We start from the raw sequence: 13,853 nt of genomic DNA on the forward strand, positions 1-13,853 counted from the left end.
CATGTTTTTTAAACGAAAGAAAAAAGGAAAAGACATCAACAAAAATCCCTTTTATAATAACGGCGACACCCTGGTTATCTATTTTAAGTGCACAAAGTGTGGAGAAGTATTCAGGAGTCATTTACGAAAATTCTATGACATCCATGTAAATTACGAGCGCTCCGGAGGTGCTTATCGCTTAGATAAAGAATTCATTGGAAGCAAATGCCAGAACAGGATAAATATTTACGCGGATTTTACAAGAACATTCAAACCCATTTCTTTTGATATAATAGGTGGGCGGTTCATTTCTAAAGAAGAATACGAACGTGAAAGTCAACAAACATAGAATTACAGATAAAAGGAGGAACGCTGATGAAAAAATGGCTGTTCACCAGTGAAAGTGTTACAGAGGGTCACCCCGACAAAATTGCAGATCAGGTATCAGATGCTATTTTGGATGCGATGCTTGAGCAGGATCCTGAATCACGAGTAGCTGTTGAAACGTTGGTGGCAACAGGTGTTGCTGTCGTCGCTGGAGAGGTAACAACAAAGGCTTACGTTGATATTCCGAGAATCGTAAGAGATACCATATTAGAGATAGGTTATACAAGAGCCAAGTTTGGTTTTGATGGGGAAACCTGTGCCGTTTTGACAAGTATCGATGAACAGTCTCCGGATATTGCCCTTGGTGTTAATAAATCTTTAGAAGCAAAGAATGACGGCAAGGATAAATATGACATCATAGGTGCCGGAGATCAGGGTATGATGTTTGGTTACGCAACGAATGAAACAGAAGAGATGATGCCTCTTCCGATTGTCCTTGCACACAATCTAGCACGGAGACTCGCAACGGTCAGAAAAGAAAAGATCGTTGAAGGCTTCCGACCAGACGGTAAAACACAGGTGACTGTTCTCTATGAAGACGGGAAACCCATCGGAGTCAAAACAATAGTTGTTTCCACACAGCACGATCCAGCCATGACTCAAAAAGAGATTGAACAGCTTGTGAAAGAACATGTTATCAAAGCTGTAGTACCTGAAGAAATGATGTTAGATGAAATAGAGATTTTTGTTAATCCCACAGGAAGATTTGTGAAAGGCGGCCCTGCGGCAGATACAGGACTTACGGGAAGAAAGATAATCGTAGATACTTACGGTGGTTGGATACCTCATGGAGGCGGAGCCTTCAGCGGTAAGGATCCAACAAAAGTTGATAGATCAGCTCATTATATGGCGAGATACGTTGCCAAAAACATAGTAGCTGCCGGGCTTGCCGATAGAGTCACTCTTCAGATTGCTTACGCTATTGGCGTCGCTCATCCTGTTTCATTTATGATAGATGCTCATGGAACGGAAAAGGTTGCCCTTGAAAAGCTTGAAAGAGTTGTCAAAGAGGTATTTGATTTCAGGCCTGCCGCTATCATCGACAAACTTGATCTTAGAAGACCTATCTATAAACAGGTTGCCGCTTACGGGCATTTTGGAAGAATAGACGTAGATGTTCCGTGGGAAAAATTAGATGCCGTAGATGAACTGAAAAGGGCTTTCAATATGTAAAATCTTATGATAAAATGATGCAGTAGAGTTTGAAAGGAGGGCAAATGAGTGCCAAACATTAGGTCGGCTGCCAAGCGCGTGAGGCAGAATAAGGTTAGAAGGCTCAGAAATAAAAGTGTTAGAACCAGATTTAGAAATGTCACCAAACAGCTTATAAAGGCAATCGAAATCAACGAGGAGCCTGAAAAGGTGAACGAACTTTTAAGACTCTCTTATTCAGTCCTTGATAAAGCTGCAAAAAAAGGCGTTATTCATAAGAGACAAGCATCTAGGAGAAAGTCAAGGCTCGCGTCTAAAGTTAAAGCTTACCTCGAGGCACGTTCAGCACAGTCATAAATCCTTCTTGATGAAAAAATAGAAAAAGGGTGAGATTCAACGTCTCACCCTTTTTATTTAAGAGGGGAAATAGTTATACTATGCCTCTACACTTTCAGTGTGTTCACCTACAAGAACATTCATCTCTGTTTCAGGATCGAAGATATGCATCATCGATACATCAAAAACGAGGTCGATCTTGGTTCCTGCCTGTGCCCGGGTTTTTGGATCAACCTTGGCTACAATATCGTTTCCGTCGATGGTAGCATGAATCAATGTCTCACTCCCAAGAGGCTCAACAACGTCAACCATTCCGGTAACTGTGTTCTCCTCTGTAGCATTGACAGCAAACATCTTGTCGTAAATGTTTTCAGGCCTTATACCAAAAATGATGTCCTTATCTATATAAGGCTCCAGTTTAGGAGCAAACTTGTCGGGAACAATGATCTTCATGGTTTCTGCGGTTACCCAGAGCTTACCTTTGTCAGAAATGAGTTTGGCGTTAATGAAGTTCATAGCAGGAGTTCCAATGAATCCAGCGACAAACTTATTCTGAGGATCAAAATACACGGAGTATGGATCTCCTATCTGCTGAATTATACCGTCTTTCATAATAACGATCTTATCGGCCATCGTCATTGCCTCTACCTGGTCATGGGTAACGTATATGATCGTCGCCTGAAGATTCTTGTGAAGTCTTTTTAGTTCCGCCCTCATCTGAACCCTCAATTTCGCATCAAGGTTTGAAAGAGGTTCGTCAAAAAGGAAAACCTTTGGGTTTCTAACGATAGCACGCCCAACAGCCACCCTCTGTCTCTGACCACCGGACAGCTGCTTGGGTTTTCTGTCGAGAAGCGACTCGATACCAAGGATTCTTGCTGCTTCTTTGACTCTCTTGTCAATCTCCGGTTTCGGGAATTTTCTCAGCTTCAAACCAAATGCCATATTTTCATAAACGGTCATATGAGGATAAAGCGCGTAGTTCTGGAAAACCATCGCGATATCCCTATCTTTTGGTTCGACATCATTAACAATTTTTCCCCCTATCTCAATTGTCCCTTCAGTTATTTCTTCCAGTCCCGCAATCATTCTCAAGGTAGTGGTTTTACCACAACCGGAAGGTCCAAGGAGCACCACAAACTCCTGGTCTAAAACATCGAGGCTGATGTTCTTAACCGCTTTAAAACCGTTGGGGTAGACTTTGGTAACATTCTTCAGGATTACATTAGCCATCCAATTCACCTCCAGAGTTTTTATCCAGTTGAACAAGTATATCTTCAAACTTCAGTCTTACGGCTTCTTCTCCAGCATCCATTAAATAAAGATCCCGGGTTTGTTCAATGAACTTGTTCACTGCAACATACTTCTCGTAGTCTATCACTACAGCCACAGGAACACCGTTTTTTGTTATAATTACGTCAGTAGAGTGACTTTCGTCCACTACTTGCGAAAAATGTGCTTTCGCTTCAGCGATAGAATAGAACTTCAGTTCGTGCAGTCTCAAGACAAATCACCTCGAAAACCATTATACCTTATGACCATAATTATAGTCAAGTTTATGGCTGAAAAAATCACTCTTCGGGTTGCATTCCGAAGAAATTGGAAGATTTCTGGAGTCGATGAGAAATGAAAAAACGGACAAAGACAGAACTTTTCACTCTTGTTTTTGTAATCATTGCCCTTTTATTCATGATGGTTTACAGCTCAAAATACAGAATTGCAGTTTACGTTCCAAATGACTCTGTTGAACTCGACGAGTTTTATCCGGGAAAAGGATTTGAAATCGTTGATACCAATGAACTCTGTCCGATTTCAGGATGGGACTGCCGTGGATTCGTGGTTACGGACGCTTCACATCATAGATACCTTGTGTTCTTCTGGAAACTGGATAACAAAGAAAAAGCGCGTGAACTCTGGGAAGAACTCTGGAAGGAACGATTCGAGGTGCTTGCCAAAAACCGCGGAAGAATTGTAAAACCCTCCTATGCTTTCGGTAAAGTTGTCAGATTTGGGGTAAAAGATCTGTCATGGCAAAAGGGTTGCTGGGTCTTTTTCGTTGAAACAGATGAGGGTGTAATTCCGGAAGGAAAAGAAAGTGAGTTCATGAAAAAGTTCATACCTGAGCAATTTTTAAATGACCAAGCCGCTCCCCATTGAAACAGAGAGCGGCTCATTTTCAATCTCTTTAGTAAAGTTCAAGATATTTCTCTTTTTCCCAATCAGTAACGTGCATCATGAATTCTTTCCATTCTTTTTTCTTGGTCTCGAGAAATTTCTTATAAATATGATCCCCAAGTACATCTTTGATCAGAGAACTTCGAGAAAAATATTCCAATGCTTCATTCAAATTGCCCGGGAGATTTTGAATCTTCCGCTTTTTTCTTTCTGTTTGATTGAGCTTGAATATGTTCTCTCCCACTGGTTCAGGCGGCAAGATCCCTTCCTCAATGCCTCTTAGCCCGGCTTCCAGCAAAACAGCTAAAGCTAGATAAGGGTTACACGAAGGATCAGGATTTCTGATTTCTATTCTCGTTGCCTGACCTCGAGCCGCTGGAACGCGAATCATAGCGCTTCGATTACCGAGAGCCCAGGAAATGTTGATTGGTGCTTCGTAGCCCGGAACAAGCCGCTTGTAACTGTTAATTATTGGATTGGTTACTATCGTCAATTCTTTCGCATACTTTATGATTCCACCAACAAAATTAAGCAAAACGTTACTGAGCTCATAGGGCTTTTCAGGATCATAGAAAGCGTTCTTCCCGTTTTCAAATAAACTCAAATGAATATGCATCCCCGAACCATTAACCTGAGCGAAGGGCTTTGGCATAAAGGTCGCGTATAAACCGTTCATGAGCGCTATCGTTTTCACAACCCATTTGAATGTTTGAATGTTATCAGCCGTTTTCAGGATATCGGCATATCGAAAATCTATCTCGTGCTGTGAAGGTGCAACTTCATGGTGAGCCGCTTCAATATCAAATCCCATCTTTTCAAGAGATATAACTATCTCTTTTCTCGTCTCTTCTCCTTTATCCACCGGCAGCATATCGAAATAACTTCCCCTGTCCATAAATCCAACGATGGGCCTATCAGAAATTTCATCCCTTTTGAAGAGAAAAAATTCAGGCTCAGGCCCGGCGTGGGCAATAAATCCCATTTTTTTAGCTCTTTGTACGACTTTCTTCAACCTATATCTTGGATCCCCTTCAAATGGTTCACCATTTGGAAGGTGAACATCACAAATAATTCTCATCGTTTTTTCATCATCATCTTTCCATGGAAGAAGGGCCACAGTTGTTGCATCAGGAATAAGGTACATATCCGATTCTTCGATTCTCACAAACCCATCAATTGAAGAACCGTCGAACATAACTCCTTCATCTAAACTCTTCTCCAGAAGCTTCACAGGTATCTCTACGTTTTTCAAAAAGCCGTTGATGTCTGTGATTTGCAACCTTACAAACCTTACGTTTTCCCTTTTAACCAGCTCAAGAACAGATTTCTTATCCATTCAATCACCCCTGAATCTAAAGAAATACATGAACTATTGCTTCAAATTTACACAAATTCAGAGAAGAAAGTCAAGGAAAACACGTTCACGTTTGATAAAATTTCTTTGACTGGGGGTGAAACTTTGAATATCCACAAGGTTTTTGTAAGCGCCAGAATTACCGATGGTCTGGAAAACCTCTGTTCAAAACTGATATCAAAAGGTGCTGAAATCATCGCCGATGAAAGCACCTACGCATTTCTTAAGTTGAAAAAGATCACTGTTAAAAACCTTCGGGAATTCTTTGAAACCGAAGTAGCAGACGATTTTGCTCTTCAAAGAAGGATTGTTTCATGTTTGTCGGGAGCAAATGAAGAAAAAGCCACCTGTGGTAGTAATAATAAACACATTGATCTATTGGTGGTGAACTTCGAACCATTCTCCACATACGTTGAAAAGACCGGCAACGAAACCGAATTGGTAGAACATATAGATTCTTTCAAGCCTTCACTGGTATTATCAGCAGCAAAAAATTATAGAAATGTTGTGGTTTTGTGTGATCCTGAAGATTACGAAGACGTGCTCGAGGACCTCGAATATTACGGTGATGTGTCACTGCAGCGGAGACGAAAACTGGCTCTGAAAGCGCTTTATCTTTTATCTGCATATACTTCGGAAATCTATAGTGTGTTCTCTGAGATCTTTGCCGAGGAAAAATACAATTATCTTATTCTCGAAAAAATTATGCCACTTATGTTCGGAGAGATGTCGTTAAAAAAATCTACCCTTTACAAAGTGAGCGGAATTTGCGGGATTCTCGATGACGTCCACATAGCCAATCCATCAGTGGCCATGAATCACTCCCATATTCGCAGCGTCCTCCAATTTATGAGGCTCTATTACTTCTTCGGAGACGTCTCAGCCTTTATATCAGACGGAAAATTGATCGAGGTATCTTTAAGAGGCAACATGGAAACAATTCACCATGGTGAAAGCGTCATGTATAGTTCGTCATTTCCAATTAGTTACCCAATGATAAAAAGATTATACGCAACAGGTGTAAAAAGCTTCTGTGGAGTATTCGAAAAAGAGGCTGTCAGATATGCTCACGATAACGATATCCTCCTGCTCACAATACCGGAAAGGAATTCTCTTTCAGTTGCAAAATTCAATTTTGTGGGTTTTGAGAACTATATAGCCCTAGAAGAAAACAAATTCCCGAAAATGGATAGATTTTCCTCGACAGAAAAACTCGCAGTTATTACCTCATACTTTAATCCAAAAATTTCCCTCGCACTGGTTGAAACTGACAATGAACATTCTATAACGATCAATGTAGACTCTGAAAACAGGCTCAGAACAGCTATTTTCGGATTTAATTCCTTGAATGGATATGTCCTGGCCTGTAATGTTGATCTGAGTGATGAAACGGTAGAACTTTTGAGATCAAAAGGAGTCAACAAAATGTATCTGCCATGCGTTAGCAAAACCTACAACTCAGTAGACATTATTCCTATAATCTGAGTTCAAGCGGTTGAATATAACCCTTCGAGGTATTATAATGATTATGCACCATGCTAGGCGGGGAGCTGGCGGTTCCCTGTACCCGAAATCCGCCATATGCGGGGCCGAATGCCCTCCGAGGCTGTTCCGGTCGGAACACGGTGTGCTGGAGGGTGTTGAGGATTGGGTCCCACGCAACGGAGGCTCACGAACCTGGTCAGGTCCGGAAGGAAGCAGCCATAAGTGAGCTCAACCGTGTGCCGTGGGGGTGCTCAATCTGAGCCTGAAGGCATAACCGGTCCGGTCGGGGCTGTCGACGAGGGAGGCATGGTGCTTTTTCATTGGTAGAACTTCACTCAGCTACTGGCGATGTCTTCCTATTTCTATAAGACCAATGATAAGAACGAGTAATCCGGTTATTATCATGATAATGGAAAGTATTCTCCCACCCAACGGGGTAACCAGTTCATATTTACCGCTGTCTCCCCTGAGGAGAATATCTCTTGAAAAGTAGAAAAGCAAGCCACCCTGAATCAATGAAAATAAGGTATTCAAAAAGAGAAATTTCACTCTGGCAAATCTCAATGCGTATATAGTCGCCACCAAATAAAATAATAAAGAAAAAATATTCAATAAGATTCCGAACCAGAAAATTGCACCGATGCTTCCCGGATTGATTGGAAGTAGAACGCTGGATCTATTGTAAGCTGTTACTATGAGGATAATTGCTACAGCTCCTGTCAACCAGGCACTAATACCGTTATAGAGATGTCTTCGTTTGTATCTTCTGGCTTCAACAAGGCTCATTGTTCCTTTATCCCGCATCGATTTACCTCCAGAAATCTCTGTCTTCTTAAAAACCTTGACGATTTCTGTCGTATGATTTATACAATCCTCCTAAATTTGATTATAACACACCTGAATTACTCAAAACAAAAACAATTCGTAAATTCAACACCAAGTTAAACGCAAAAGAAGAAAATAATTGTTACCAAAATGAACAAATTTTGAAAACCTATGGGTTTACTATTTTACCGACCGGTAAGTAAAAAACTATGGAGGTGATCTGATGTCAATTGTAGACAGTATGAAGAAAACCATGCTCAAACAAGCTGGAAAATTTGTTGGAAGTGTTGTTAGGAACGCCTCTGAGGAAACGTTGTATAGACTTTTCGCCACTGTAAGTGCAGTGAGCAAAGAACCCGCAAAGGGTGGTCTTAAAAAGCTTGCAAATATGGCGAAGGAAAAACACCCCATGATCCAATCATGGAGACGCGTCTTTCAAAATGCGAATCCCAAGTGTGTTGAAAAGGTTATGACTAACCTTGTAATAAACGAATTTGCCCTCGGTGAAAAGATAAGACAGGAAAAGATGCTTGAGCATGAGGTTGTGCTTCCGAAGTTGCTGGTTATCAGCCCAACGTATGCCTGTAATTTGAATTGTGTTGGTTGTTATGCTGGTCTTTACGGAAGAAAGTATCAGCTCTCCAAAGAAGAAGTTTGGTCTCTCATCAGACAAGCTAATGAGCTTGGAATATACTTCTTTATCATCACCGGTGGTGAACCCTTTGTATGGCCACATCTCATGGAAACCCTAAAAGAGTTTAACGATAGCTACTTCCAGATCTATACCAACGGGACATTAATAACCAAAGAAGTTGCTCAGAAACTCGCAGAACTTGGTAATGCCACACCTGCGATATCCGTAGAGGGATTCGAAACAGATACTGACTGGCGAAGAGGTCGCGGTGTTTTCGCAAAAATTTCGGAAGCTTGGAAGAACCTTCGTGAAGCTGGTGTTATCTTTGGAGCTTCTGTTACTGCCACAAGATTAAATCACGACACTATTGTAAAAGAGGAATTTTGGAATTTCTTAAAAGAAAACGATGTTGCCTATTCTTGGATATTCCAATTTATGCCTGTTGGTATGAATCCATCAATGGACCTTGTGCCAACACCCGAACAAAGATATGAACGTTTCTTCGTACTCGATAAATTGAGACTCGGTGGAGATTTCGCTTTCGTTGCAGATTTTTGGAACCACGGGTTCCTCACCCATGGTTGTCTTGCGGCAGGTTCGAAATACCTCCACATCAATGCTAAAGGTTATGCTGAACCCTGTGTTTTCCAGCAATTTGCTGTTGACAGCATTAGAGAAAAGAGCCTTCTCGAAATCCTGAAGTCACCATTCTTCACCGCTTACAAGAGAATGATTCCTTACAGCAACAACTTGTTCAGGCCATGCCCGATTATAGACAATCCGAAGGTTCTAAGAGCTATGGTCAAGAAATTCAACGCTATTCCTCAGCATGAAGGTAGCGAAAAAGTTCTAACCGACCTTGCTCCGGAACTTGACAAACTTTCAGAAGAATGGGCAAAATACGCTGATAAACTCTGGTACGAATATGGTTACGCTGAAAAATACCCTTCGAAACGTGGTATATACGACTTTGAGGTGAGAATGAACAGATACGCGAACAACGAAGAAAAGCTTGCAATTGATAAGAAAGCCTAGCAACCAATATCAGATGGAAAGGTGGTGCCCCCCGGTGCCCCAAAAAACCTCAACAAGGGAAAAGATAATTCTTGCGGCGCGTAAGGCTTTCGCAAAAAAAGGACATGATGGTGTGAGCATGTCCGAAATCGCCGAGAATGCCGGGGTCAAGAAAGCATTGATCTACTACTATTTTCCAAGTAAAGAGGACTTATTCTATGAGGTATGGCAATATTCTCTTGATGAGCTCGAGGATCACATATTTGCCGAAATTGAAAATGAAAATGCATACCTGAAGAAAATAAAAAAGCTATTGAAAGCCTACATTGATTTTATAACCAGTAAAAAGGAGATCAGGCAAATGCTCCTCCAGGAAAAGGGAAATTTTACCCGTGAAGACGAACGAACCTGGCAGAGAATCAAAGATCGTTATATGTCACTGAGAAAAAGAATATCATCTTTGATTGAACAGGCAAAACTTTCTCAAGAAATAAATGCCAGTGTTGATCCTGAAGGTGCAGCAGAACTCATACTCAACGGGTTAAGTTCCACAGATAATCCCAAAAGTATTGAAACAGTAAAGGAGATAATCTGGAGAGGTCTTGTAGTAAAGGAATAAAACTTTTCGTAATAAAAAAGGGGCTAAAGCCCCTTTTTTATTTTGGGGCTTTTCTTTTGTATTCGAGAACATTTTGAAATTTCTCGTACCTCTCTGAACTCTTTTCATCCATTTTCAAGATCCTGAGATAAAGCTGGTCAATCAAAAACAACTGTACCAACCTCGTTGCAATACCACCTTCGGGAAGAACCAATGTTGAAAAGTACGTATCCAGATAGACCGTTTCCAGACCGGCAAGCATTGAACTCGATGGTGCTATAACTATTACCTTCGCTCCAGATTCTATTGCCCGCTTAACTGCATCAAAAAGGTCCTTTGAACTTCCCGTACTTGATATAGCTATCACAGCATCTTCTGTTCCAAGGTACGTTGCGGAGATCATCTGCATGTATCCATTCTCATAATGAGCTGTCGTTTTACCGATCTGAACGAGTTTAAGATAAAGGTCAAGCCCTGCAATACTATCAAATCCAAAGGAATAAATGTCAATCTTATTAGCTTCCAATACAATCCGAGCAGCTTCATTAAGAAGTTCCTCAGACAACCGCACCGAAGCTTGTTCAATGAGTTCCTGAACAAATTCTGCGTACCGTTTGAAGGTGTTATTGAGAATGTCCGAATCAAGACCCGCGATAGCAGCTTTATCCAATTCAGCAGCAAGTGCGATTTTTAACTCGGAAAAACCAGAAAAGCCCAATTTTTTTGCCGTCTTTATCACAGTAGAAGGAACGACAAAACATTCATTTGCCAGCGACTGGATGGACATATTAACAACTTTTAATGGGTTCTCTTTTATGTATCTGGCAACTCTTTCTTCAGATGATGTGAGAGCTCCAACCCTTTCGTTAAACTGATTCAAAAAACTCTTTTTCATCTTATTCCTCCAGAGGTCGCAATATACCGTATTTGAGAAGTATGTAACTGGCTTTCATGATTTCCCGAATGCTTTCCGGAACGATTTCTAAATAATTTGGATCTTCAAAGGTAAAATCTATTACACCTTCAAAAACTCCAACGGTTTCATTGACTCCGTATGTGATGGTTCCATCAGCGGCAGCCATAATGGTTTCATAAACAACTCTATCAATGTGCTTCAAAGAGCAAGCAAGGATCGTCCCGGGTCTCATAGAAATTATATTTGAATCCACGCCAATCACATATTTTCCCCTTCGGGCAGCTTCTTCTATTATGCCTATTCCCGTACCACCAGCGATCGACAAAATAACATCTACACCTTCATCAAATTGCTTGGAAGCCAGTTCTCTACCCTTTCCCGGGTCAGCCCAGTTCCCGGCCACACTGAAAATTATTTTCGCGTTTGGAAGAACGAACCTGACTCCGTTTTCGAACCCCGGTTTCATTTTGTTCATCATAGCCGGGTAAGTATCGCCGGCTATCAAACCGACAACAGGATCAGGATTAACCCCTGGAAGTTCAGATACAGTTATCAAACCAGCAAAAATACCTGCAAGAAACGTCATTTCTTCATCTCTAAAAGCCACTGAATAAACATTACTGATACTCTCATTCAGTTTTCCATCTATGAGCGCAAACTTTTGTTTTTGAAATTCAACCGCGAGTTTTTTAACACTCTGTGGCAATCCTTCGGTAAAGGTTATCAGAAGATCGTATCTACCAGATGCTGCCATAGCCCTCAAGAGTGGTTCCCATTTGCCGGGGTTGTAGCCACCCTCGACGAGTTTTACATTTATCCCTTCTTCACGAGCGCGTTCCGCTCCCTGGAAAACAAGTTCGTATATTGGATTTCCACCAATTTCTCCCGGGATCATAATCCCAACAGTAAAACCTTTTGCAATCCCTATCCCAGTCATTAAAAAAATAACGAGTAACAGCATTTGAAATCTGTGGATTTTCATACTTCTCGCCCTCCCTTGATATAATTATTATAGTTAAATAAAAAAAACCCTCAGAAACATTATTTATTATATAGAAAAAAATGTTTCCGAGGGGTGTTTTTAATAAATTTAAAGTTACACTTATTTACCCTGAAGGAGGCCGAGAAAAACAGATGATTACATGAATTCTCATCTTTTTCTTATGGATAAATTCCTCGTTTTTTTATTGCATACATGACTCTATCAATAGCTATAATGTATGCTGCTGTTCTCAAATCAACACCATATTTTTTTGCCGTATCAAGTGTTTCCTTAAAAGCTTCTGTCATCATCGATTCGAGAGTCTCTCTTATTTGTTCAAGACTCCAGAAAAAAGCCTGAAGATCCTGGACCCATTCGAAATAAGAAACAGTCACTCCACCAGCATTAGCAAGAATATCCGGGATCACCATAACTCTTCGTTGGTTCAGTATTTTATCCGCTTCCGGGGTAATAGGGCCATTGGCTCCTTCAGATATTATCTTCGCCTTTATTTTATGCGCATTATCCTCTGTTATCGCATTTTCCAGCGCTGCTGGTATCAAAATATCCACATCCATTTCAAAAACGTCGTCCTTTCCTATCTTCTCTCCTCCAGGAAAACTATCCACCTTTCCAGTACTTTTTTTATGCTCAATGAGTTCCTGTATGTTCAACCCATTTGGGTTAAAGATACCACCTTTACTATCGCTAACAGCTATAATCTTGCAACCAAGTTCATGTTTGCACAGAAGAGCGGAGTACATCCCAACATTTCCGAATCCTTGAACAGCAACCGTTGCCTTCGATGTTTCAATTCCCAATTCTCTACAAGCTTCCCTAACCGTCACCATCACACCCCTACCGGTTGCTTCTTCCCGACCTTTTGAACCACCAAGTCGCACAGGTTTGCCGGTAACAACCCCCAATTCTGTATGTCCGATATTCATACTGTAAGTATCCATGTACACCGCCATGATATCCGGATTCGTATTGACATCAGGTGCAGGAATATCATGCTGGGGACCAATCATTATCTGAATTTCTGAAAAGTATCGTCTTGAAAGCCGGCGCAATTCTTTTTCACTCAGACTTTTCGGATCTACTCTGACTCCTCCTTTTGCGCCTCCAAACGGAAGATCCATCAGGGAGGTTTTCCATGTCATCCAGAATGCCAGAGCTTTTACCTCATCAAGGTTTGTTTCAGGATGATACCTGATGCCCCCTTTGGCCGGTCCCCGTGCGGTGTTGTGTTGGACTCTGTACCCTGTGAATACTTTAACACTACCGTCATCCATCAAAACAGGAAAATCAACGATAAGACAGCGTTTAGGCCTCCTGAGCATTTCCGCATATTCTTCGTCAATTCCCATTATGGCCACTGCTCGGTTAAAATTGCTGATAGCCATTTCAAAAAGCCCCATGTTCATCCCCCCTATTAAGAAGTTTCACTCATCGTTGGCACAATCGCCGCCGTATTTTCTTTTCAACTCAGGATCCTCTGACCAATTGGGGGGTTAAAATAAAATTGTGTCTAGGAAGGAAAAAAGGAGGTAGAAAAGATGAATGACAAGGAAAAAGAAATGTTTGAAAAAGCGAAGGAAAAAGCCATAAAGGAAATGCTGGATAAATACTGCTCTAGCGATCCTCAGGAAAGATTAGCTATGAGAACATTCCTGGAAAACTTTCTAAATATCATCATGGCTTCTGAAAGAGATATTTATCTCGACAAGAATCTTCATGATAAAGCAAATGGTTTCTACTCACGAAATCTCGTTGCTGGAAATTGGAACCTGGAACTCAACGTTCCACGGGTCAGAAATGGCAAATTCAGACCCCACGTTTTACCGGAACCATACAAGAGGTACGATGAAAGCTTTACTGATTTGATCATTTCGTTGGTTGCTAACGGCTATTCACAGGCTGAGATTATGAACACTCTCAAGTCAATGGGGCTTCCTTATTCAGAAAAAGAACTCATGAAGATTAGGGAAGAAATAAAGGAAAAACTCGATATGT

The 13,853-nt window shown here is 41.1% G+C and carries 15 protein-coding genes and 1 other RNA gene; 9 read left to right on the top strand and 7 right to left on the bottom strand.

Annotated elements, in window-relative coordinates; translation table 11 throughout:
* Nucleotide 1 precedes the first annotated feature (1 nt).
* Genes DU53_RS01285 through rpsT form a run of 3 tightly spaced genes read left to right on the top strand, consistent with a single transcriptional unit; the run spans nt 2 to nt 1,875 of the window.
* Nucleotides 2–328 (top strand): hypothetical protein, encoded by a 327-nt coding sequence (locus DU53_RS01285; RefSeq protein WP_012744796.1) that lies wholly within the window; start codon nt 2–4, stop codon nt 326–328.
* 26 nt (nt 329–354) lie between these two features.
* Entirely contained in the window at nt 355–1,539 is a 1,185-nt protein-coding gene (metK, locus tag DU53_RS01290; protein ID WP_063727074.1) for a methionine adenosyltransferase, read from the top strand.
* Between the two features lie 48 nt (nt 1,540–1,587).
* Nucleotides 1,588–1,875, top strand: coding sequence for a 30S ribosomal protein S20 (rpsT, locus tag DU53_RS01295; protein ID WP_063727076.1), 288 nt, complete (start codon nt 1,588–1,590; stop codon nt 1,873–1,875).
* 78 nt (nt 1,876–1,953) lie between these two features.
* Here the strand turns inward: rpsT and DU53_RS01300 are convergent, their stop codons facing one another.
* Together DU53_RS01300 and DU53_RS01305 are read right to left on the bottom strand one after the other, a co-directional pair.
* Nucleotides 1,954–3,087 (bottom strand): ABC transporter ATP-binding protein, encoded by a 1,134-nt coding sequence (locus DU53_RS01300; protein WP_063727077.1) that lies wholly within the window; start codon nt 3,085–3,087, stop codon nt 1,954–1,956.
* Entirely contained in the window at nt 3,080–3,358 is a 279-nt protein-coding gene (locus DU53_RS01305; protein WP_063727079.1) for a type II toxin-antitoxin system Phd/YefM family antitoxin, read from the bottom strand. The genes DU53_RS01300 and DU53_RS01305 overlap by 8 nt, the downstream gene beginning before the upstream one ends.
* A gap of 122 nt (nt 3,359–3,480) precedes the next feature.
* On the opposite strand from DU53_RS01305, the gene DU53_RS01310 reads away from it, so the two are divergent.
* Nucleotides 3,481–4,011: a hypothetical protein gene (locus DU53_RS01310; protein ID WP_063727081.1), complete on the top strand. Its 531-nt coding sequence runs from the start codon at nt 3,481–3,483 to the stop codon at nt 4,009–4,011.
* Nucleotides 4,012–4,039: 28 nt separating this feature from the next.
* Here DU53_RS01310 and glnA read toward each other — a convergent pair whose 3' ends face one another.
* Nucleotides 4,040–5,365 (bottom strand): type I glutamate--ammonia ligase, encoded by a 1,326-nt coding sequence (gene glnA / locus DU53_RS01315; protein WP_063727083.1) that lies wholly within the window; start codon nt 5,363–5,365, stop codon nt 4,040–4,042.
* Between the two features lie 123 nt (nt 5,366–5,488).
* Here glnA and DU53_RS01320 point away from each other — a divergent pair, with 123 nt between their 5' ends.
* On the top strand, nt 5,489–6,868 hold the full coding sequence (locus DU53_RS01320; protein ID WP_161484726.1) for a hypothetical protein: 1,380 nt from the start codon (nt 5,489–5,491) through the stop codon (nt 6,866–6,868).
* A 48-nt stretch (nt 6,869–6,916) separates the two neighbouring features.
* Nucleotides 6,917–7,178, top strand: an RNA gene (gene ffs, locus DU53_RS01325) — signal recognition particle sRNA large type.
* A gap of 29 nt (nt 7,179–7,207) precedes the next feature.
* On the opposite strand, the gene DU53_RS01330 is transcribed toward ffs, so the two are convergent.
* On the bottom strand, nt 7,208–7,672 hold the full coding sequence (locus DU53_RS01330; protein WP_012744804.1) for a hypothetical protein: 465 nt from the start codon (nt 7,670–7,672) through the stop codon (nt 7,208–7,210).
* 244 nt (nt 7,673–7,916) lie between these two features.
* On the opposite strand from DU53_RS01330, the gene DU53_RS01335 reads away from it, so the two are divergent.
* Both DU53_RS01335 and DU53_RS01340 read left to right on the top strand, forming a co-directional pair.
* Nucleotides 7,917–9,362, top strand: a complete 1,446-nt coding sequence (locus tag DU53_RS01335; protein WP_012744805.1) for a radical SAM protein — start codon at nt 7,917–7,919, stop codon at nt 9,360–9,362.
* A 34-nt stretch (nt 9,363–9,396) separates the two neighbouring features.
* Nucleotides 9,397–9,960: a TetR/AcrR family transcriptional regulator gene (locus DU53_RS01340; RefSeq protein WP_082853735.1), complete on the top strand. Its 564-nt coding sequence runs from the start codon at nt 9,397–9,399 to the stop codon at nt 9,958–9,960.
* Nucleotides 9,961–9,997: 37 nt separating this feature from the next.
* Here DU53_RS01340 and DU53_RS01345 read toward each other — a convergent pair whose 3' ends face one another.
* From DU53_RS01345 to DU53_RS01355, 3 genes are all read right to left on the bottom strand, one after another.
* Nucleotides 9,998–10,834 carry a MurR/RpiR family transcriptional regulator gene (locus DU53_RS01345; RefSeq protein WP_063727087.1) on the bottom strand — a complete coding sequence of 279 codons (837 nt, stop codon included), beginning with the start codon at nt 10,832–10,834 and terminating at the stop codon, nt 9,998–10,000.
* A gap of 1 nt (nt 10,835) precedes the next feature.
* Nucleotides 10,836–11,837, bottom strand: coding sequence for a BMP family ABC transporter substrate-binding protein (locus tag DU53_RS01350; protein WP_082853736.1), 1,002 nt, complete (start codon nt 11,835–11,837; stop codon nt 10,836–10,838).
* Nucleotides 11,838–12,016: 179 nt separating this feature from the next.
* Nucleotides 12,017–13,264 (bottom strand): Glu/Leu/Phe/Val dehydrogenase, encoded by a 1,248-nt coding sequence (locus DU53_RS01355; protein WP_063727089.1) that lies wholly within the window; start codon nt 13,262–13,264, stop codon nt 12,017–12,019.
* A 132-nt stretch (nt 13,265–13,396) separates the two neighbouring features.
* On the opposite strand from DU53_RS01355, the gene DU53_RS01360 reads away from it, so the two are divergent.
* Nucleotides 13,397–13,853: transposase (locus DU53_RS01360; protein WP_201029969.1), on the top strand; the 457-nt coding region annotated here is incomplete at its 3' end.

It is taken from the genome of Kosmotoga sp. DU53 (assembly GCF_001639905.1).
GTDB classification, from domain to species: Bacteria; Thermotogota; Thermotogae; order Petrotogales; family Kosmotogaceae; genus Kosmotoga; species Kosmotoga olearia.